The sequence below is a fragment of the Paraburkholderia sp. 22099 genome (assembly GCF_052045835.1).
In the GTDB taxonomy this organism is placed as follows: Bacteria; Pseudomonadota; Gammaproteobacteria; order Burkholderiales; family Burkholderiaceae; genus Paraburkholderia; species Paraburkholderia terricola.
In genome coordinates, this window is sequence record NZ_JBQEPU010000004.1 from 133,397 (window position 1) to 152,404 (window position 19,008).

Below are 19,008 nucleotides of genomic sequence, written 5' to 3' on the forward strand. Positions count from 1 at the left end.
GTGCGGCTGATCGCATTGCGTGCGGTCGTCTCAGGGCCAGTGTAGGGAAGCCGACAGGCGGGTTCGATGCTCAGCCCGCTCAATCTGGCTGAGCGCATTTGCCATGCTGGTACGATGCCACGAAGATTCGCGCCGTCTTTCAAGGGCTTCGCGAATCGCCACCAGCCAAACGTTGAGCGCATTTGCCAGATACGCATGAAACATCCAAAAAACGATAAAGGCACGATTTCGGTCAGCCTGGTAGAGGAAACCCTGGCACTGGCGCGCGCACGCGGTCTGGATACGCTGCCGCTCGCCGAAGCGGCCGGCATCGCGGCGCCGATGCTCGCATCGCCGAAAAGCCGCGTATCGTCGGCGCAATACGGCGCGCTGTGGGCCGGCATCGCGCGTGGGCTCGACGACGAATTCCTCGGCCAGGATTCACATCGCATGAAAAGCGGCAGCTTCATCGCGATGACGCAAACCGCGCTGACCGCGCGCAACGGCGCGCAAGCGCTCGCGCGCGCGGTCGGCTTCATGCGGCTGGTGCTGGACGACCTCGGCGTGCTGATCGAAACGGACGCCCAACGGGTGCGGCTGCGCTTCACGGAGCGCGAAGGCACGAAGCCGCCGACCATGTTCGCCTATGCAACGTGGTTCATCCTCGTCTACGGCCTGCTGTGCTGGCTGGTCGGGCGGCGCATTCCCTTGATCGAGGCGCGCTTTCGCTGCGCCGAGCCGCCGGCCGCGCACGAATACCGGCTCATGTTCTGTGATCACATGACGTTCGGCCAAGGCGAGTCGTATGTGGACCTCTCCCCCGCGTTTCTCGATCTGCCCGTGATCCAGACGGGCAAGTCGGTCAAACCGTTCCTGCGCGACGCGCCCGGCAGTTTTGTCGTCAAGTACCGCAATCCCGGCTCGCTCGCCGCGCGCGTGCGCAAGCTGCTGCGCGCGCTGCCGATGGCCGGCTGGCCCGCCGCCGACCAGATGGCCGCGCGCCTGCACGTCGCCGAGGCAACCATGCGGCGGCGTCTGAAACAGGAAGGCTATACGTATCAATCGATCAAGGACGACTTGCGGCGCGACATCGCAATCGGCGAGTTGCAGGATACCGACCGCACGATCGCGGACATCGCCGCCGCAGTGGGCTTCGCGGAACCGAGCGCGTTCCATCGCGCGTTTCGCAAATGGACGGGCATGCGGCCGACCGATTATCGGTTGGCGCGCGCGGACTTCACGCGGCGCGCGGAATCGGACTAAGCTGTTAAAAGCAGGCCAGCCTTCTTCTGGAGGTATCGGCCCGCGCCGGTCGATCGGCCTCGAACATCCTCGATCAGCCTCGTCAGACCCGGTGCGGCAGCCGTCAGCGATGAGCACGTATCCGCGTCTCCCGTTCCGGCAATCCGGTCCGCGTCCTTCGCTTATCCGTGGCGGAGCCGTGGGCCGCTTGATGCGCGGCATGACCGCGCTAGCCGCGCTTTTGGCCTTTGGCTTCGCGTCGTTCGAAAGCGCCGCGCCGCCGCTGCGGGCCGCGGCCGCGCCCCATGGCGTCGTGGTGATTCCGGTGAGCGGCGCGATCGGTCCGGCCAGCGCCGACTTCATCGTGCGCAGCCTGCAACGCGCCGCCGACGAGCACGCGCAACTCGCCGTGCTGCAACTCGATACGCCCGGCGGCCTGGATACGTCGATGCGGCAGATCATCAAGGCGATTCTCGGCTCGCCGGTGCCGGTCGCCACCTTCATCGCGCCGAGCGGCGCGCGCGCCGCGAGCGCCGGCACCTACATCGTTTATGCCAGCCACATCGCGGCGATGGCGCCGGGCACCAATCTCGGCGCGGCGACGCCGATCCAGGTAGGCATCGGCGGCACGGAGCCGCCGGGGGGCCGCGGCGCACCGGGCCTGCCCGGCATCGGGGGCGGCGACGGTGCGTCGAAACCCTCGGCGGCGGCCCCTGCCAGCGGCGCCAGCGGCACAAGCGCGGCCAGCGCGGCCAGCGCCGCACTGCCGCTCGACACGCAGTCCACCGAACTGCGCAAGCAGGTCCACGACGCCGCCGCGTACATTCGCGGCCTCGCGCAAATGCGCGGGCGCAACGCCGACTGGGCCGAGCGCGCGGTGCGCGAAGCCGTGAGCCTGTCGGCCGCCGATGCGCTCGCGCAGCACGTGGTCGATCTCAACGCGCGCGACGTACCGGACCTCCTGCGCCAACTGAACGGCCGCACGCTCGTCACGAGCGCCGGCAACGTCACGCTCAGCACCGCCAACGCCGCCGTCGCGACGCTCGAAGCCGACTGGCGCAGCCACTTTCTCGCGGTCATCACCGATCCGAACGTCGCGCTGGTGCTGCTGATGCTCGGCATGTACGGGCTCTTCTTCGAATTCGCCAATCCGGGCTTCGTGCTGCCGGGTGTGGTCGGCGCGATCAGTCTGCTGCTCGGCCTCTTCGCGATGCAGATGCTGCCGGTCAACTACGTCGGCCTGGGCCTGATCTTTCTCGGCATTGCGTTCCTGATCGGCGAGGCATTTCTGCCGACCTTCGGCTCGCTCGGCTTCGGCGGCATCGTCGCGTTCGTGATCGGCGCGCTGATGCTGATCGACACCGACGTGCCCGGCTACGGCATCCCGCTGCCGATGATCGCGGCGGTCGCCGTGTTCAGCCTGCTGTTCGTGCTGGGCGTGTCGCGGCTCGCGTTGCACGCGCGGCGGCGGCCCGTGGTGAGCGGTTCGGAGGCCCTGATCGGCAATATCGGCGTGGTGCTCGACGAGGGTCTGCTGGCGGAGCCCGGCGCGACGCCCGGGACAGGCGGCACGCCGGCCGGTTGGGCGCGCGTGCATGGCGAGCGCTGGCGGGTGTCCAGCACGGCCCCGCTTGCGGCAGGGCAAATGGTGCGCGTCACCGCGCGGCGCGGACTGACGCTGACGGTCGAGCCCGTTGAAACGCTACAACAAGGAGAACGCTCATGATCGGTTTCACATTCGGCTTCAGCAGCATTCTGATTCTGCTGGTGGCCGCGCTGATTGCTTCGTCGATACGGATTTTTCGGGAGTATGAACGCGGCGTCGTGTTCATGCTCGGGCGCTTCTGGAAGGTCAAGGGGCCGGGGCTGGTGCTGATCATTCCGGTGGTGCAGCAGGTGGTGCGCATCGATCTGCGCACCGTCGTGTTCGACGTGCCGCCGCAGGACGTCATCACGCGCGACAACGTCTCGGTGAAGGTCAACGCGGTGGTGTATTTCCGCGTGGTCGATCCCGAGAAAGCGGTGATTCAGGTGGCGCGTTTCTTCGAGGCGACCAGCCAGTTGTCGCAGACCACGCTGCGCGCGGTGCTCGGCAAGCACGAACTCGACGAACTGCTCGCGGAGCGCGAGCAACTGAACACCGACATCCAGAAAGTGCTCGACGCCCAGACCGACGCGTGGGGCATCAAGGTGTCGATCGTCGAAATCAAGCACGTGGACATCAACGAAACAATGATCCGCGCGATTGCCCGCCAGGCGGAAGCCGAGCGCGAGCGGCGCGCCAAGGTGATTCACGCGCAAGGCGAGTTGCAGGCCTCGCAGCATCTGCTGGAGGCGGCGCAGACGCTGTCGCGGCAACCGCAGGCGATGCAGTTGCGCTATCTGCAAACGCTCACGACGATCGCCGCGGATAAGAATTCGACGATTGTGTTTCCGCTGCCGATCGATTTGTTGAGCGCGGTGATGGAGCGGTTTGGGAAGCCGCCGGCCCCGTGAAGCCGCGGCTCTCCGCTCGCGTCAGCGTCATTGAGCAGAAGTCCCGAAGCGTCCCACGTCGAGCTGATGCAGCACCGTCGTGCTCATGTAGTCGATGTGCTGCTCCGAGACTTTGAAGCGCCATGTACAGGCTACGAAACTATTGCATTGCGAGGCTCCATGGCAGCGACATATTACGAATCAAATCCGCCATATACGTGGCGAAGGTCTGCCCCGCCAACGCGTCTGTTCCCGTCCACAATCATCAATGTGTCGCCCGCTTCCGGGTACGTGACAAGAGGTTCGCCGTCGAGACGGTCAACGGAAAAGATGTCCAGGACGAATCCCTCGTCCGCCTCTTCGGTAATCACGTATATGAGCACCGGCACGCCCTCATCAATGCCGACGAGTTCATACCCCAGCCTGCGACTGCGCCCTTCAGATTTGAGAGCCGCACCCGCATGACTGATTCGCAAGCAATGCGGCACGTAGACTTCGTGAACGCTACAACCCTCAAGTTGAGCTTTCCAGCGACCTGATTGATCGGGGTAGAGTGGCTTGTTCACCTCCAGAATGAATTCAAGCAATCGGCGCTCGTGCTGCTTCAAGTTTCGTTCCACACACGTATCCATCAAGAGCGTTAACGGGGGGGCCGGATGGCGCCAACTCGGAGTGAATATAAAAATCACCTGTCGGGTTGTAACCGTACAGAACACGGTGAGCGGCGTCACGCGCGATCATCCTGGTGCCGTCAGGAATCTCCTGCTCGGCGATGATCGCATGCACATTCACTAGTGACATTCCACTGTCCTACCAGCACGTCCGCCTCATACATCTGCACGAACGAAAGCCGGTTAAACGCGTCGTAGGCCATGCCATACGCGCGCGTCACGCCATCCGATCTGATCGCATCGAATGCGCTCGCCCCTATGCTGTCCATGGTCGGCATGTCGCTCATACCGGTAGCATTGCCCCGCGCGTCGTAGACAAACGACTGGATCACTCCGGGTGAAGCGATAGTCGCCGGATGCGGAGTTGTCGTGATCCGAACTGGCCGCCCAACGTTGTCGTAACTGTATTCGCTAGCGCCGTTGATCCGCTCAAAGAATTCCGAGCGCAAACGCTTTGTTGACAAACCTACGCAACATGTGTTCTTTTTCGCCCGTCATTTAATTTCGACCCATCAGGTGGCGTCGTTGCGACTAAGCTTTTGGGGACTCGTGGGGGAATGCAAGCAATGAACAAGATCGACCGTTACTTTGGCATTACGGAATCCGGCTCGGCCTTACGCACCGAAGTGCTCGCCGGCGTCACCACCTTCCTGACGATGGCCTACATCATCTTCGTCAATCCGGCCATTCTCGGCGACGCCGGCATGCCGAAAGACTCGGTGTTCGTCGCGACCTGCCTCGTGGCCGCGCTCGCCTCGCTGATCATGGGTCTCTACGCGAATTACCCGATCGCGCTCGCGCCCGGCATGGGCCTGAACGCGTACTTCGCGTACACCGTCGTCAAGGGCATGGGCTTTACGTGGCAGGCCGCGCTCGGCGCGGTGTTCATTTCCGGCTGCCTTTTTCTGGTCGTCACGCTGTTTCGCGTGCGCGAAGCGATCGTCACCGGCATTCCGCATTCGATACGCATAGCGATTACCGGCGGCATCGGCCTGTTCCTCGCGATCATTTCGCTGAAGACGGCGGGCGTGGTGGTGGGCAACCCGGCCACGCTCGTCACGCTCGGCGATCTGCACAACCCGCACGTGATTCTCGCGACGGTCGGCTTCTTCGCGATCGTCACGCTCGACTATCTGCGGGTGCGCGGTGCGATCCTGATCGGCATTGTGGGCGTGACGGTACTGAGTTTTTTCTTCGGCGGCAACGCGTTCCACGGCATCGTCTCCACGCCGCCGTCCATTTCGCCGACGCTGTTCCAGCTCGACATACGCGCCGCGCTCTCCACCGGCGTGCTGAACGTGATCCTGGTGTTCTTCCTTGTCGAACTGTTCGACGCGACCGGCACGCTGATGGGCGTCGCCAACCGCGCGGGGCTGCTCGTGGAAGGCAAGATGCACCGGCTGAACCGCGCGCTGCTCGCGGACAGCACGGCGATTCTGGCTGGCTCGATGCTGGGCACGTCTTCGACCACGGCGTACATCGAAAGCGCGTCGGGCGTGCAAGCGGGCGGCCGCACGGGTGTGACCGCGATCACCGTCGCCGTGCTGTTTCTCGCGGCGTTGTTTTTCGCGCCGCTGGCGAGCGTGGTGCCCGGCTACGCGACCGCGCCGGCGTTGCTGTACGTGTCGTGCCTGATGTTGCGGGAAATGCTCGACCTGCCGTGGGACGACGCCACCGAAGTCGTGCCGGCCGCGCTGACTGCGCTGTTGATGCCGTTCACCTACTCGATCGCCAACGGCGTCGCATTCGGATTCATTTCCTACGCCGGACTGAAACTGCTGACGGGCCAGGCACGCAAGGTAAAGCTGGTGGTGTGGATCATCGCGGCGATTTTTCTGTTCCGCTATTTTTATCTCGGCAGCGAATAAGCGCGCGGTCACGAAAGCTGACGACTTGCCGCGCGCCTCACCATGCCGTCAGCCTCGCTGAACCAACGGCAAACACAAACGACGCATCAGACTCCAGCGCCGCGCCGAGGCGAAGCGGAAAACCCGCGTCACAAAGCGAAGCCCCAGGTTTTAAGCAGACCGTTCCGGCGAGCACGCAGTGCGAGGCGGGAAGCATGACTGCCTTGTCACGAACGCCGAATGCGCGAGAACACCGACTCCAGCGCCGCGCCGAGGCGAAGCGGAGAACCCGCGTCACAAAGCGAAGCCCTGGGTTTTAAGCAGACCGTTCCGGCAAGCACGCAGTGCGAGGCGGGAAGCATGACTGCCTTGTCACGAGCGCGGAGTGTGCGAGAACACGGATTCCAGATGCACCACTACCCCCTCCAAGCCAGGGGACCCGCTTCAAAGCTGGCGGTGTGAGCCGCTTTCTTTGCCTACTTTCTTTGCGGCGGCAAAGAAAGTAGGTGCCGCCCCGCACAGGGGCAACGCCAATAGACCACTAACAAAGCAAGGAAAGGCCAACCCAGCAACACCACCACCAACAGCGCCGCGCAGGCAAAAAAAAAACCACCCCAAACCGCCAGCCAAATGAAAGCCAGCCCACGAACTGCAACAATGTTTTGCTCCAGCCAGCCTGCGTCAGCAGCCCCGCTTCTGCGATACTGAATCCGTGTTTTGCTTCCCCTGCAAACACATCGCTGTCTTTGGCCCGCCGTCCTGCGGCGGGCTTTTTTAATCAGCCAGAAGAACAGGAAAACCACATGAACGCCTCTCTCGAAACGCTGTTTCCCGATCACGTCCATAGCGACGACAGCATCGTCACCGCGCTGAATCATCAGGACATCGTCGTCGCGTTGTCGGCGGCGCTGAAGACGCAAGACGTGGCGGTGTTGCACATGCTTTATCCGCGCACGGACGCGCGCACTCACCGCAGTCTCGATGCGCTCGTGAACGTGTTGCACGGCCACGGCTTGCATGAAGTGGCGGATCTCATCTCGCAGGAAGCGCACTATCTGCTGTTCAAGGATCCGGTGAAGGCATGGAAAGCCTTCCACGAAATTCGCAACGACTCGCTCGCGATCGGCGTGCACCTGTATTACCACGGGCTCGTCGGCGAAGCAGCGGAAGTGGCGCTCGACAAGGACGCGCATCGCAAGGCTTGAGGTTCGTCAGGGTAAGCGCCGAATGTGCAGAGACTCGTGTGAAGGTTTCCGCCGCGCCAGCGCGAACCCCGGGCTCCCCCGGCGACATACCTCTCTGTCACCTGCCGCTCATCGCGCGAATAAACTCGTCGACGTAGCGATTGAACGCCGACGGATGCGCGAGGTTCATGCCGTGCGACGCCCCGCGCACTGTTTCGCGACGGGCATCGGGCAGCCAGGATTGCAGCGCGGTCGCGGTACGGCGGAACATGTCGGGACTCTTTTCGCCGTCGATCAGCAGAACCGGGCAGCGCACTTCGGCCGCTTCCTCGGGCACGTAGGCAGGCAACGGATCGCGGAATTGCCGTGCCAGCGTGTGCGCGTTGTCGGTCGCCATGCGGCGAAAGCCCGGCGTGCTCATGGCCCAGAAACCCGGCCGGCTCACCGAGTCGACAAACAGTTGCAAGCCCGCGTCCACCTCGCCCGCGTCGATCAGTTGCGCCGCTTTCGCACGCAATGCGTTGACCGTTTCCGGCATGCGCGCGGGCGGCCGTCCCGCGATCTGCAGCGGCCCGCCAGGATCGGCGAGCGTCAGCGTGCGCACATGCTGAGCATGGCGCCGCGCGAAATGAAACGCGATGCAGCCGCCGCGCGAATGTCCGACGACGTGCGCCGGTCCCGCGCCGAAACGGTCGATGAACTCGGCCACTTCGTCGGCATGCTCGCTCCAGCTGAACGGCAGATCGGGCCCGGTGTCGGTCACCGGCCAGTAATGCGTGAGACTCACCGCGATGCAGCGGTAATGCTTCGACAGTCCCGCGAGTTGCGGCTGCCAGTAGCGGTAGTCGCACAGCGAGCCGTGCACGAACAGCAGCGGTTCGCCCTCGCCGGCTTCCACGTAAGGCATGCGCAAGCCGCTTCGCAGTTCGACGAAAGACGACGATGACGCCGGGGACGAAGCGGGAACAGATGGATTCACGGATGGTTCGCGGACGGCGCGGCAGCGCCTGATTACAGCGGCGCCGACTGGACATGATCTGGAAAGAAAGCGCGCACGCATTCCTGAAGGCGGACGCGACGCGTATTGTCACACGGCCATTAATCCCGGTGGCGGCTCATATCGCGCGCGGTTTCCCGCGTTCATGGCTCCCGGCGCCCGTGACATGAAATGCGCCGCGCCGGATCATTCGTAAGCAAGCTCGTCGAGCAAACCCGCGGCCACCGCCGTGCCGGCACCGCGCACCGCGCAGGTCAGCGGTTCATCGGCCACGCGCACCTCCAGTCCGATTTCATTGCTCAGGCGACGGCTCAGGTTGCCGAGTAGCGCGCCGCCGCCGGTCAACACGATGCCGTTGTGCGCGATGTCGGTCACCAGCTCGGCCGGCGTCATTTCCAGCCCGCGCTTCACCGCGCCGATCACCTGGCGCAGCGGCCCTTCGATCGCATCGGCGATATCGTGGTTGCTCAACTGAACCGTGCGCGGCAGGCCGTCGTCGACGCTGCGGCCCGTCGCATTCATGTGCTCGAGCCGCACGTCTCGCACGGCCGAACCGATGCTCTTCTTCACGTGCTCCGCCGTCTGCTCGCCGAGCAGCACGCCGTACAGATTGCGCACGTAACTGACGATCGCCATGTCGAAGCTGTCGCCTCCCACGCGAATCGATCCGCTATAGGCCATGCCGCCGAGCGCAATCACGCCGACCTCGGTGGTGCCGCCGCCGATGTCGACCACCATCGACCCGGTCGCCTCCGACACCGGCAAGCCCGCGCCGAGCGCCGACGCGAGCGACTCGCCGATCAGGCTCACCTTCCACGCGCCGGCCGCGACGGCCGCTTCCTTGATCGCGCGCCGCTCGACCTGGGTCGCGCCCGCCGGCACGCACAACGTGAACGCGGCGCGGCGGCTGAAGAGCGGCCGCGGGCGCGCCATGTCGACGAATTGCCGGATCATGTGCTCGGCGGCGGAAAAGTTGGCGATCACGCCGTGGCGCATCGGCCGCACGGCTTCGAGGTTGCGCGGCGCGCGGCCGAGTAGCTGGCGCGCCTCGACGCCCACGGCCGCCACGCGCTTTTGCCCGGCAGCGGGCTCTTTCTGAAAACACACGACGGACGGCTGATTCAGCACGATGCCGCCGTCGTCGGTATAGATGAGGGTGTTGGCCGTACCGAGGTCCACCGCCACGGAATGACGGAACAGTCGATCGAAAAGCGGGTAATGCGGCGTCGGTCTGGCCATAGGAAGGCTCTGTTGTGTCGTTATCCGCCCTTGCCGGGCAGTCTGGAAAAATGCGCCCCCGGTCACCCGAGCCGCGTGGCGCCTCGTGGGCGTTGCGCGGTCCGCGCGGCGGGGGTGATTTTCATGCTAATGAGCAGTTAACGACAAGCAGATAAATATCTTGAGGCCTTCTTTCATTCAGGGCCGTGTCAGTCGCGCGACAAAGCGCCCACCGTATGCGCCAGCGCCGCCTGGCCGAGCGCGACACCGTCCGCGTTGATCGTGTGGCCGATGCCGGGCAACGCGTAGGCGTCGACGGTGTAGCCGGCGCCGTGGAATGCGTCGGCGGCGGATTCCAGTTCCTGCACCGGAATCACTTCGTCTTCCTCGCCGTGGATCAGCGTGAGCGGCGTGCCGTTCTGCGCGACGATCACCGAGGCGAGCCGCCCCGAATACGCGACGACGCCGGCCGCGCCCTCGGCGCTGGTCGCCACGTGATGCATCGCCATGATCGAACCTTGCGAAAAGCCGACGAGCGCAAGCCGTCCGAAAGGCAACTGCCAGTGCGCGAGTTCGGCTTCGAGCATGCGGCGCAATGCCGGATAGGCGGCCGCGACGCGCGTCTCGCGATTGCCCTCGTTGATGTCGCGCAGACTGAACCACTGGCGTCCGCCGAAGCCGCCGTCGAACGCGTCGGTGCCGTCGAGCGACGTGAATGCGACATCGGGCAGGCTCTCGCTCCAGATGTCCGCGAGCGGCATCAGATCGCGCGCATTGCTGCCGACGCCGTGCATCAGCACCACCAACGCCTTGGCAGGCGCAGCCGCCGGCGCGCGCCGCCAGCCATGTTCGAATTGCTCCCAGCTCATATCCGCTCCCTGTTCGTGTCGATTCGTGGTTCGTGACGGTTCTTCGTGTCGCGGCATGCAGCCGCGCGTGCCCGCTTCATGCGGCCCAACCCGCGAGCATACGCTGCCGCGCCGGGTTCCGCCCTCCGGCCTGCCCGCGCCGACGACGCCAAAACCTGAATACAGGTATGCTTTTGCGAGCATTCGACGGACCCGCCGACCGCGCATGCAGCATGCCGTGGGCGGTGAACGGCCCAGTCACGCAGAACATTCGCAGCGTCCCGATCGGAGAAACCGTTTGAGCCAGCCGACTTCCGTGCCCGCCTCCCCACCACCTGCGCCACCCGCGCCACCGCCGCCGCTCAAGGGCGGGCAACTGGTTCTGGCGACCATCGCCGTGGCGCTCGCCACCTTCATGAACGTGCTCGACACGTCGATCGCGAACGTCGCGATCCCGACCATTTCGGGCAATCTCGGCGTCTCGGTCGACGAAGGCACATGGGTCATCACCGTGTTCGCCGCCGCCAACGCCGTGTCGATTCCGCTGACCGGCTGGCTCACGCAGCGCGTCGGCCAGGTGAAGCTGTTCGTCGGCGCGATCCTGATGTTCGTGCTGGCTTCGTGGCTGTGCGGCATCGCGCCCACGCTGCCGATCCTGCTGGTCGCGCGGGTATTCCAGGGCGCGGTGGCCGGTCCGCTGATTCCGCTGTCGCAAGCGATTCTGCTCGGCTCGTATCCGAAGGAGAAAGCGTCGACCGCGCTCTCGCTGTGGGCGATGACGGCGACCGTCGGTCCGATCGCGGGCCCGGCGCTCGGCGGCTGGATCACGGATAGTTATAGCTGGTCGTGGATCTTCTACATCAACATTCCGGTCGGACTGTTCGCGGCGGGCGTCACGTGGATGATCTATCGCACCCGCGAGTCGCCCACCCGCAAGCCGCCCATCGACGTGGTCGGGCTCGGCCTGTTGATTACGTGGGTGGCGTCGCTGCAGATCATGCTCGACAAAGGCAAGGACCTCGACTGGTTCTCGTCGCCGGTGATCGTGATTCTCGGCATCACCGCGCTGATCAGCTTCTCGTTCTTCCTCGTGTGGGAACTGACCGAGGACCATCCGATCGTCGATTTGCGGCTCTTTCAGCAGCGCAATTTCCTCGGCGGCACGATTGCGATTTCGGTGGCTTACGGCGTCTTCTTCGGCAACCTGGTGCTGCTGCCGCAATGGATGCAGGAGTATCTGAACTACCGCTCGGTGGATGCGGGTCTCGTCACCGCGCCGCTCGGCATCTTCGCGGTGCTGCTCGCGCCGGTGCTGGGTCGTGTGCTGCCGCGCTCGGACGCACGCGTGATCGCGACGCTCGCGTTCGTCGGTTTCGCGATCGTGTTTTACATGCGCTCGAAGTACGTGATCGAGATCGACACATGGCACCTCGTGATTCCCACGCTGCTGCAAGGCATTCCGATGGCGCTGTTCTTCGTGCCGCTGACCGCGATCATTCTGTCCGGCCAGCCGCCGCACAAGATTCCGGCGGCGGCGGGCCTGTCGAATTTCGTGCGCGTGTTTTGCGGCGCGGTGGGCACCTCGATCGCCGGCAACGAATGGAACAACCGCACGGTGCTGCATCACGCGCGACTCACGGAGCGCGCCACGATCGACAACCCGCTGTTCAACCAGCAGATCGACTCGACGCAGTCGCTGCTGCATCTGAACCCGCAATCAGCGCATGCGCTGTTCGATTTCACCGTGAATACGCAAGCCGCGATGATGGGGCTGAACGACATCTTCTATGTGTCGGCGATCATCTTCATTCTGATCATTCCGCTGATCTGGATCACGCGGCCGGCCAAGGGTGGCGGCGGACCGGACGCGGCGGGCGCGCATTGATGTCGAGGTGTCCGCTCGGGTTCGTTTGCGTCGCGTCCCCCCGCTCGCATGCCGCGCTAACGGCATGGTCGCGCTTGCGTCAGCGGAAATAGCGCGCGGGTGTGTCGCCGAACGCATCGCGGAACACCGCGATAAACGACGACACGTCGTTGTAGCCGACGTCGAGCGCGACCCGCGTGACGCTCGCGCCCGCGCCGAGGTGCTCCAGCGCGACCAGCAGCCGCAATTGCTGACGCCATTGGCCGAAGGTCTGCCCCGTCTCCTTGACGAACAGACGCGCCGCCGTGCGAGCCGTCACGCCCGCCGCCGCGGCCAGGTCCTCGAGAATCGCGGGCTCGGCCGGGTTGGCGCTCAGCGCATCGGCAATCCGCTGGGTGCGCGGATCGCTCGGCCAGTTCAATCTCAGCGGCGCGGCGCGCAAACGCGGCAGGCGGTCCAGCAACACTTGCACGAGACGCGCGGCCGCTTCGTCGAAGGGTTGATCGTGCGGCAGATCGGCGGCGGCGATCAGCAAGGCTTCCACCAGCCGGTCGGGTACGACCGCATCGCTTTGCACGGGCAGCGGCGCCGCCTCGGCGTCCGCGTACAGCGAATAGAGCCGCACGGGTCCGACGGCGGACAGGCGGTGCAGCACATTCGCCGCCACCCAGACCGCGTGCCCCGGCGGCACCACCCATCGCCCGGTTTCGGTGTGCGCGGTCAGCACGCCCGCGTTCACATGGATCAGCCGCGCGCGGCGATAGGCGCGCCACGGCTCGTCCAGCGTGTCGTGATTCTGGTCGATCACGAATACCGGATGCTCGACGCCGTCCGGATCAAAAGCTTCCATCATGGTGTCTGTTTTGCCGTGTTGTTGCAGGAAAGGCAGCAAGATTAGCATAGCCGGGGGAGCCGCTGCCCGAACCCGCCAGGGCGACGCAAGGCGAACCCTACGCCGCGGCTTGCCAGTAGAATCGCGGCTTCAACGAGCCGAGCCCCATGAACTACGCATCCATCCTCGAACAGATCCATCGCGATCTGCAGCCTTATCTCGGCACCGGCAAGGTCGCCGACTACATTCCCGAACTGGCCAATGTGCCCGCCGACAGTTTCGGCATGGCGATCGTCACCGCGTCGGGCGAGGTATTTCGCACCGGCCAGGCCGACACGCGCTTTTCGATTCAGAGCATTTCGAAGCTGTTCGCCTGCACGATGGCGTTCCGGCTGCTCGGCGACGCGCTATGGCAGCGCGTGGGGCGCGAGCCGTCCGGCAACGCCTTCAATTCGCTGGTCCAGCTCGAAGCCGAACAGGGCAAGCCGCGCAATCCGTTCATCAACGCGGGCGCGCTCGTCGTCACCGACGTGCTGTGCCGCCGCTTCGTGCAAGCCGAGACGGCGCTGGTTGAATTCATGCGGCGGCTGACGGGCGAAACCGGCATCGACTACGACTCGCGCGTCGCGCAGTCGGAGTTGCAGCACGCGCACCGCAACCGCGCGATGGCGCACTTCATGGCGAGCTTCGGCAACATGGAAATGCCGCCGGAAGTGGTCGTCGATGCGTATTGCCGCCAGTGCGCGATCTCGATGAGTTGCGTCGAACTGGCAAAGGCGGCGCTGTTTCTCACCAATCACGGCGTGGCGCCCGCGAGCGGCGAGCGGATTCTCGACACCAGTTCCGCCAAGCGCCTGTCCGCGCTGATGCTGACCTGCGGCACGTATGACGCGGCAGGCGATTTCGTCTACCGCGTGGGCTTGCCCGCGAAAAGCGGCGTGGGCGGCGGGATCGTCGCGGTGCTGCCCGGCGAGATGGCGGTGTGCGTGTGGTCGCCGGGATTGGATAGCAACGGCAATTCGCTGGCGGGGGTGTTGGCGCTGGAATGGCTGACGACTTATACGGGGCAGTCGATTTTTTGACGGCGAACCGCGCGCGGGGCGCGGATGCATTGGGGCTCGCAGCCGCGAACCCTTGGCGATGCCGCAAGGCGAGCGCCTTTCCACCGCGCCGCCGAACGTCGGCTCATCCCTCGCTCACTGCGCGCGCTTGACCAGTTCCGCCAGCACGGTCTGATACGCGGTGGTGCCGATCACCCGCTCGTTCACGCCGTCCTCGAAATCGATCCACCCTGAATTGAAGCCGTCGAGCATTTCGATGCGCGGCGCGGGCCACGCCGTGCCCTGCGCCTGGAAGCGCGCTTCCCACTGATCGCGCGGCACCGCCTGAGCCTTGACCGAGCGCCCGAGCACGCCGCCCAGCAGCGCGGCGATCTCAAGCTGCGTGTAGCGCTGCGGCCCTTCGATCTCGATCACGCGACGGCCCTGCCACGGCTGCGCGAGCGTATCGGCGATCACGCGGCCGATGTCGGCGGTGGCGACCATCGGATACGGGCGATCGAGCGGTTGCAAAAAGCTCGGCATCACGCCCGTTTCGCGCGCCGGCGCGATGTCCCACAGCGAGTTTTCCATGAACCATGCCGGTCGCAAGATCGCGGTCGGAATCGGCAGATCCGCGAGCGCTTGTTCGAGAATATGGACTTGCGTAATGAGGCCAAGGCCCGACTCGCGCTGCCCGCCAACCGACGACAGCGCCACGATACGCTGTGGCCGTGCCTTCGTCAGCGCTTCGATCAGCACGGCTGCGGCCGCATGGGCGCTCGGGTAACCCGGCTGCGGCGCGAAGTTGGGCGCCATCATGGCGAAGACGCCCGCCGTACCGCTGAATGCATCGGCGAGCGCGTCGACGTCCTCGAATGAGGCGATCGCTACTTCGGCGCCTCGCTTCGTCCACTGCGCCGCTTTGTTTTTGTCGCGCAGAACGACGCGCACCGGATGCCCCGCGTCTAATAAAGCGCGCGCCGCCGCGCCGCCGACTTGCCCTGTTACACCGGTAATTGCAAACATGGTCGCTCTCCTTGAATACGGCTTGATGCCGTGGTGGAAGGCATTCTCGTTGTTTTGAACTGGTTTCACGAGAGCATGGGTGTCATTTGTTTAATGCTGTTTTGGCATGGGTTTGTTGGCGGTTTGGGGTAGGCGTGTGCTGGCGCCGACGTAAACCTGACCTACCCGGGAGACGATAGCGGCTTTTGCCCGCAATGCTGACTCAGGAGCAGGCAGTGAAATCAAGGTATTGGCCAGGCGCGGGACAGCGGTGCGTGAGATAGCGAGGCAAACAGGTTTATCGCGCAACGCTCACTACCTGAGGAACAAGCAGGCTAGCCGTTACAGCCAGCGTGAGCCGCGAGCAACGAAGCTCGCCCCGTTCAACGACTATCTGCTGGGGCGCGTCGCCGCCGCGCGGCCGCACTGGATTCCGGCAACGAGTCATGCGCCATGAAGCGGCTTACAACGCCAACCAAAAAAACAGCATCAACCTACCCCGGCCGATCCTCGTCATACTCGGTGCGCACGCCTTTGGGCAACCACGGTTCCTTGTGACAACACCACAATTCATACGTAGGTTCGTAGATACCCACGTTATCGAATGCGCCCAGCGGAAGGTCGAGTTCATCGTGGCCCACATACTCCATGAAGGCCACCGAGCCGCAGACCGGGCAAAAATATCGCCGCCCCAGCTCGGAGCTTTGCCAGGCCTGGGTCTGTCCGGTGAACCGCACGGCGTCGCGCGCAAAAATCGCGTAAGCGCCGAACGCGCTGCCGTGCACGCGCCGGCAGGTCATGCAATGACAGAGGGAAACGCGCGTCGGCGCGGCGCTCACACGAAAACGCACGGCGCCGCACGCGCAGCCGCCGGTTTGTTCCACGGGTTCGGTATCGGCATTCATCGCTCATCCTCGGTTGATCGTTCACACGACAACGCATGACGGCATGCGTCGTCGCCGACGATCGAAGCATGGCACGTTCCCGCACCGCCATGTCGCCGGGCGCGCTAAAGCCCCGCGTCGGAAGCGGAGCTGGCCTTGGCCCCGAGCCGCTCACTGGCCGCCGCCCGCGTGGGAAAGGTCGCGAACGCCGAATACTCGCGATCGAGATACGCGGCTGCCTGTTCGAGCAGGAATTGCCGGAACACCTTGCAAGTCGGCGACAACTGCTTGGCCCGCAGATGCACGATCTGCCAGGTGCGTTCGATCGGCGTGCCGTTCACATCCAGCAACGCGATTTCTCCGGTGCGCAATTCCAGCAGCAGCGTGTGCAGCGAAATCAGGCTCACGCCCATCCCCGCCATGACCGCCTGCTTGATGGTTTCGTTGCTGCCGAGCGTGACGACCTTGGCGGGCGTGAACAGATGCTGCCTGAACATTTCCTCCGCGGCCATGCGCGTGCCCGAGCCGGGCTCGCGCAACAGGAACGTGTCGCCGCGCAATTCCTGCAGATCGAAGCGCCGCGCGCCGCACAGCGGATGCGTCAACGGCGCGATTACCACTTGCGGATGGTAGGCGAGCGGTTCGGTGGTGGTGTCGAGTTCCGGGGGCGGGCGCCCCATGATGGCGAGGTCGATCGCGTTGTCCTGCAACATGCGCAGCAGCGCGTCGCGGTTGCCGACCGAAAAATGCACGTCGACCTTCGGATACAGGTGCGAATACAGCGCCAGCAGCTTCGGCGCGAAGTACGTCGCGGAACTGACGATGCCGACCGCGATCGAGCCGGTGTCGGCCTGCTTCAACGAGGTCATCGCATCCTCGGCATCCTTGATCTCGCCGAGAATCCGGCTCGCGTGATGCGACAGTTTTTCGCCCGCCTCGGTCAGCGTGAGTTTGCGCGCGATGCGCTCGAACAGGCGCATGCCGACCGCTTCCTCCAACTGATGAATCTGCATCGACACCGCCGGCTGCGTCAGATGCAGTTCCTCCGCCGCGCGCGCAAAGCTCGTATAGCGGCTCGCGACGACGAAGATCTGCAACTGACGCAAGGTGAGCGAGCGGATGAAATTCACGTTGGCGGGACTCGCTGTGAAATGCGTTGAACGCCGTGCGCAATGCGCCGATGACAAGGACAAAACCCGAGAACGACCCGAGAACAACGCGCTAGCGGCTCGCCCGCGGCGCGTTGGACGGATTCACCGGCGCGGCCGGCGCACCGGGCGCATGAGGCGCATTGGGCGGCGGTGACAGTTTGCGCAACACCGCCTGAAAGCTCAGCGTCTCCGTCCGCAACGGGTGCGTAAAATCGTTGTTCGCGCCGGGAATGTCGGTGCGAATCAACGCCACCTGCCCCGGCAGCGAATCGGCGATCAGGAACGTGTAGCGCTTGCCGACGTACTGAGCGAAGCGTTCCGCATTGGGGTCGCCGAGATACGGCTGCACGACGATCTGCTGCGCCTTCACGGGCTTGCCGCCGATCTGGCTCGTCACCGTCTCGATGCGCGGGCCCGCCGCGAGCGCGAGCCGCAAACGCTGCTGGAAGTACCGGCGCTGGCCGCCCGTCAGATGCTGCATCTCGGTGATATCGCGCTCCAGGAAATAGATGATCACCGGGTTGCACTGCAAGCCGGCGTTCGGCAGCGGCACGCCGCCGCTTTTGTCCGAGACCTGCGCGTCCCCTTTCGCGTTGTCCTTGCTGACCACCAGCACCTTCACGACGTTCGCGCTCTGCGCCGGCTGGTCCGAAGTCAGCACCGTATAGTCGAGCTCGGTCTGCGCCTCGATGCCGCGCAGATGATCCGTCGTGAAGATGAGCTTTTCGGCGGGCGTGATGTCGTCGGTGCCGGCCGCGCGAGCGCCGGCCGGCAGCATGCAGACAACGCACGCGGCGACCATGACGCGTGCCGCGATCGCCCAGGGCCGTGCGCGGCGCAACGGCCGCGGCGCGCCCCTCATGGCGACGCATCCGCGGGCTTGCCCGCGGGCGCGTCGATGGGCTTCAGAAGCGGCACCTGGTAGCTGGTGAGGATCTTGTCGATCTTGTCGTGGTTCGCGCCGATCCATTGATCGACCTTGTCCTTCCACGCCTTCTCGCCGTAGCGCACGCCCATCGAGATCGCATAGTCGAAGCGGATGCCGGGCGAGGCCGGGAACGGCACCAGTTTCACCGTGTCGCCGGAGCGCGTCGCGAAGTAGCCTGCGATCGGCCCCCACAGAAACACGACGTCGACATTGCCCGCCTTCAGATCATGTTCGATCATCTGGCCGGGATACTCCTGCGGGTCGCCGCTTTGCACCTTGTAGGAGACCGCCTGATCGATCAGGTTGTGCGCGAGCAGCCAGTCCACCGCGGGCGTCTGCGAGAAAATGCCGAAGCGCAGCTTGTGCAGTTGCTCGGGCGGCAGCTTGAGCAGATCGTCCGGCGTATTGATGCCGGCCAGCTCGGGCCGCTTGGTGAACACCATCGCATACGTGGAGCGCAGATAAGGCTGCGTCGTCGAGGTCATGTCGTAGCCTTTCGGCACGCCGATGATCAGGTCGCATTTGTATTGCTCGGTGTTCGGCACCTTGTCGCGCAGTGTGTGGCGCACGAAGCCCATGCGCTGCGGAAAATACGTGTACTCCAGCTTGTAGCCGAAGTCGCTCGCCATCTGGCTCGCGATCCGGTTCTCGTAGCCCTCGCCCTTGCTGTTGGACAGCGGCATGTTGTTGGGGTCCGCGCAGACCCTCAGCACGCCGTCGGCGCCGTCGTTATTGGGTAGCGCGCCGCCCTGCGCCTGCACCGCGGCGCTCGCCAGCGCGGCGGTGCAGAGCGTGGCCGCGGCGAGCACGACGTGAGCGGGCAGTCGTTTGCCATGACGCATC

The 19,008-nt window shown here is 64.7% G+C and carries 18 protein-coding genes and 1 pseudogene; 8 read left to right on the forward strand and 11 right to left on the reverse strand.

The annotated features are described in order from the left end of the window. Nucleotides 1-66: 66 nt before the first annotated feature. The 3 genes from ACTJLC_RS05900 to ACTJLC_RS05910 all read left to right on the forward strand — a co-directional run bounded on the left by ACTJLC_RS05900 (nt 67) and on the right by ACTJLC_RS05910 (nt 3,717). Entirely contained in the window at nt 67-1,242 is a 1,176-nt protein-coding gene (locus tag ACTJLC_RS05900) for an AraC family transcriptional regulator (RefSeq protein WP_374709830.1), read from the forward strand. A 109-nt stretch (nt 1,243-1,351) separates the two neighbouring features. Next, on the forward strand, nt 1,352-2,947 hold the full coding sequence (locus ACTJLC_RS05905) for an NfeD family protein (protein WP_310315496.1): 1,596 nt from the start codon (nt 1,352-1,354) through the stop codon (nt 2,945-2,947). Then, entirely contained in the window at nt 2,944-3,717 is a 774-nt protein-coding gene (locus tag ACTJLC_RS05910) for a slipin family protein (protein ID WP_310315498.1), read from the forward strand. The genes ACTJLC_RS05905 and ACTJLC_RS05910 overlap by 4 nt, the downstream gene beginning before the upstream one ends. Before the next feature lie 173 nt (nt 3,718-3,890). Here the strand turns inward: ACTJLC_RS05910 and ACTJLC_RS05915 are convergent, their stop codons facing one another. Together ACTJLC_RS05915 and ACTJLC_RS05920 are read right to left on the reverse strand one after the other, a co-directional pair. Next, nucleotides 3,891-4,283: a hypothetical protein gene (locus ACTJLC_RS05915; RefSeq protein WP_310315500.1), complete on the reverse strand. Its 393-nt coding sequence runs from the start codon at nt 4,281-4,283 to the stop codon at nt 3,891-3,893. Further along, on the reverse strand, nt 4,276-4,497 hold the full coding sequence (locus tag ACTJLC_RS05920; protein ID WP_310315502.1) for a hypothetical protein: 222 nt from the start codon (nt 4,495-4,497) through the stop codon (nt 4,276-4,278). Before ACTJLC_RS05920 ends, ACTJLC_RS05915 begins: the two co-directional genes overlap by 8 nt. Nucleotides 4,498-4,933: 436 nt before the next feature. On the opposite strand from ACTJLC_RS05920, the gene ACTJLC_RS05925 reads away from it, so the two are divergent. Continuing rightward, a complete protein-coding gene (locus ACTJLC_RS05925) occupies nt 4,934-6,235 on the forward strand; it encodes an NCS2 family permease (RefSeq protein WP_310315504.1) in 1,302 nt (433 codons plus the stop codon). Between the two features lie 782 nt (nt 6,236-7,017). After that, nucleotides 7,018-7,419 carry a hypothetical protein gene (locus tag ACTJLC_RS05930; protein ID WP_073427460.1) on the forward strand — a complete coding sequence of 134 codons (402 nt, stop codon included), beginning with the start codon at nt 7,018-7,020 and terminating at the stop codon, nt 7,417-7,419. A 97-nt stretch (nt 7,420-7,516) separates the two neighbouring features. Here the strand turns inward: ACTJLC_RS05930 and ACTJLC_RS05935 are convergent, their stop codons facing one another. The 3 genes from ACTJLC_RS05935 to ACTJLC_RS05945 all read right to left on the reverse strand — a co-directional run bounded on the left by ACTJLC_RS05935 (nt 7,517) and on the right by ACTJLC_RS05945 (nt 10,482). Further along, the gene (locus ACTJLC_RS05935; protein ID WP_310315625.1) at nt 7,517-8,305 is read right to left on the reverse strand and encodes an alpha/beta fold hydrolase; all 789 of its coding nucleotides are present in this window, start codon (nt 8,303-8,305) and stop codon (nt 7,517-7,519) included. Between the two features lie 276 nt (nt 8,306-8,581). After that, nucleotides 8,582-9,634, reverse strand: coding sequence for a rod shape-determining protein (locus ACTJLC_RS05940; RefSeq protein ID WP_310315509.1), 1,053 nt, complete (start codon nt 9,632-9,634; stop codon nt 8,582-8,584). A 188-nt stretch (nt 9,635-9,822) separates the two neighbouring features. Beyond that, entirely contained in the window at nt 9,823-10,482 is a 660-nt protein-coding gene (locus tag ACTJLC_RS05945) for an alpha/beta hydrolase (protein ID WP_073427457.1), read from the reverse strand. Between the two features lie 277 nt (nt 10,483-10,759). Here ACTJLC_RS05945 and ACTJLC_RS05950 point away from each other — a divergent pair, with 277 nt between their 5' ends. Next, nucleotides 10,760-12,346 (forward strand): DHA2 family efflux MFS transporter permease subunit, encoded by a 1,587-nt coding sequence (locus ACTJLC_RS05950; RefSeq protein WP_073427456.1) that lies wholly within the window; start codon nt 10,760-10,762, stop codon nt 12,344-12,346. A gap of 79 nt (nt 12,347-12,425) precedes the next feature. On the opposite strand, the gene ACTJLC_RS05955 is transcribed toward ACTJLC_RS05950, so the two are convergent. Further along, a complete protein-coding gene (locus tag ACTJLC_RS05955) occupies nt 12,426-13,178 on the reverse strand; it encodes an AraC family transcriptional regulator (RefSeq protein WP_310315511.1) in 753 nt (250 codons plus the stop codon). A 146-nt stretch (nt 13,179-13,324) separates the two neighbouring features. On the opposite strand from ACTJLC_RS05955, the gene ACTJLC_RS05960 reads away from it, so the two are divergent. Then, complete coding sequence (locus tag ACTJLC_RS05960; protein WP_310315513.1) at nt 13,325-14,239, forward strand: glutaminase; 915 nt, start codon at nt 13,325-13,327, stop codon at nt 14,237-14,239. Between the two features lie 114 nt (nt 14,240-14,353). On the opposite strand, the gene ACTJLC_RS05965 is transcribed toward ACTJLC_RS05960, so the two are convergent. Then, nucleotides 14,354-15,223, reverse strand: a complete 870-nt coding sequence (locus ACTJLC_RS05965; protein WP_310315515.1) for an NmrA family NAD(P)-binding protein — start codon at nt 15,221-15,223, stop codon at nt 14,354-14,356. Between the two features lie 194 nt (nt 15,224-15,417). Between ACTJLC_RS05965 and ACTJLC_RS05970 the strand changes: the two are divergent. Beyond that, a pseudogene (locus tag ACTJLC_RS05970) lies at nt 15,418-15,644 on the forward strand (IS21 family transposase); the annotation flags it as partial. A gap of 52 nt (nt 15,645-15,696) precedes the next feature. On the opposite strand, the gene ACTJLC_RS05975 reads toward ACTJLC_RS05970, so the two are convergent. The 4 genes from ACTJLC_RS05975 to ACTJLC_RS05990 all read right to left on the reverse strand — a co-directional run bounded on the left by ACTJLC_RS05975 (nt 15,697) and on the right by ACTJLC_RS05990 (nt 19,007). After that, nucleotides 15,697-16,107 carry a GFA family protein gene (locus ACTJLC_RS05975; RefSeq protein WP_083081019.1) on the reverse strand — a complete coding sequence of 137 codons (411 nt, stop codon included), beginning with the start codon at nt 16,105-16,107 and terminating at the stop codon, nt 15,697-15,699. 104 nt (nt 16,108-16,211) lie between these two features. Then, nucleotides 16,212-17,216, reverse strand: a complete 1,005-nt coding sequence (locus ACTJLC_RS05980; RefSeq protein ID WP_073427452.1) for a LysR family transcriptional regulator — start codon at nt 17,214-17,216, stop codon at nt 16,212-16,214. Nucleotides 17,217-17,307: 91 nt separating this feature from the next. Then, nucleotides 17,308-18,099, reverse strand: a complete 792-nt coding sequence (locus tag ACTJLC_RS05985; RefSeq protein ID WP_374709831.1) for a hypothetical protein — start codon at nt 18,097-18,099, stop codon at nt 17,308-17,310. Further along, a complete protein-coding gene (locus ACTJLC_RS05990; RefSeq protein ID WP_073427485.1) occupies nt 18,096-19,007 on the reverse strand; it encodes a substrate-binding domain-containing protein in 912 nt (303 codons plus the stop codon). Before ACTJLC_RS05990 ends, ACTJLC_RS05985 begins: the two co-directional genes overlap by 4 nt. Nucleotide 19,008 lies beyond the last annotated feature (1 nt).

What these genes read in the sequence shown, in the direction of transcription:
- ACTJLC_RS05900 (WP_374709830.1), top strand. Translation starts at nt 67, where the DNA reads ATGCTCAGCCCGCTCAATCTGGCTGAGCGCATTTGCCATGCTGGTACG.
- ACTJLC_RS05905 (WP_310315496.1), top strand. Translation starts at nt 1,352, where the DNA reads ATGAGCACGTATCCGCGTCTCCCGTTCCGGCAATCCGGTCCGCGTCCT.
- ACTJLC_RS05910 (WP_310315498.1), top strand. Translation starts at nt 2,944, where the DNA reads ATGATCGGTTTCACATTCGGCTTCAGCAGCATTCTGATTCTGCTGGTG.
- ACTJLC_RS05920 (WP_310315502.1), bottom strand. Translation starts at nt 4,497, where the DNA reads ATGTCACTAGTGAATGTGCATGCGATCATCGCCGAGCAGGAGATTCCT.
- ACTJLC_RS05925 (WP_310315504.1), top strand. Translation starts at nt 4,934, where the DNA reads ATGAACAAGATCGACCGTTACTTTGGCATTACGGAATCCGGCTCGGCC.
- ACTJLC_RS05930 (WP_073427460.1), top strand. Translation starts at nt 7,018, where the DNA reads ATGAACGCCTCTCTCGAAACGCTGTTTCCCGATCACGTCCATAGCGAC.
- ACTJLC_RS05935 (WP_310315625.1), bottom strand. Translation starts at nt 8,305, where the DNA reads ATGCCTTACGTGGAAGCCGGCGAGGGCGAACCGCTGCTGTTCGTGCAC.
- ACTJLC_RS05940 (WP_310315509.1), bottom strand. Translation starts at nt 9,634, where the DNA reads ATGGCCAGACCGACGCCGCATTACCCGCTTTTCGATCGACTGTTCCGT.
- ACTJLC_RS05945 (WP_073427457.1), bottom strand. Translation starts at nt 10,482, where the DNA reads ATGAGCTGGGAGCAATTCGAACATGGCTGGCGGCGCGCGCCGGCGGCT.
- ACTJLC_RS05955 (WP_310315511.1), bottom strand. Translation starts at nt 13,178, where the DNA reads ATGATGGAAGCTTTTGATCCGGACGGCGTCGAGCATCCGGTATTCGTG.
- ACTJLC_RS05960 (WP_310315513.1), top strand. Translation starts at nt 13,325, where the DNA reads ATGAACTACGCATCCATCCTCGAACAGATCCATCGCGATCTGCAGCCT.
- ACTJLC_RS05965 (WP_310315515.1), bottom strand. Translation starts at nt 15,223, where the DNA reads ATGTTTGCAATTACCGGTGTAACAGGGCAAGTCGGCGGCGCGGCGGCG.
- ACTJLC_RS05975 (WP_083081019.1), bottom strand. Translation starts at nt 16,107, where the DNA reads ATGAATGCCGATACCGAACCCGTGGAACAAACCGGCGGCTGCGCGTGC.
- ACTJLC_RS05985 (WP_374709831.1), bottom strand. Translation starts at nt 18,099, where the DNA reads ATGAGGGGCGCGCCGCGGCCGTTGCGCCGCGCACGGCCCTGGGCGATC.
- ACTJLC_RS05990 (WP_073427485.1), bottom strand. Translation starts at nt 19,007, where the DNA reads ATGCGTCATGGCAAACGACTGCCCGCTCACGTCGTGCTCGCCGCGGCC.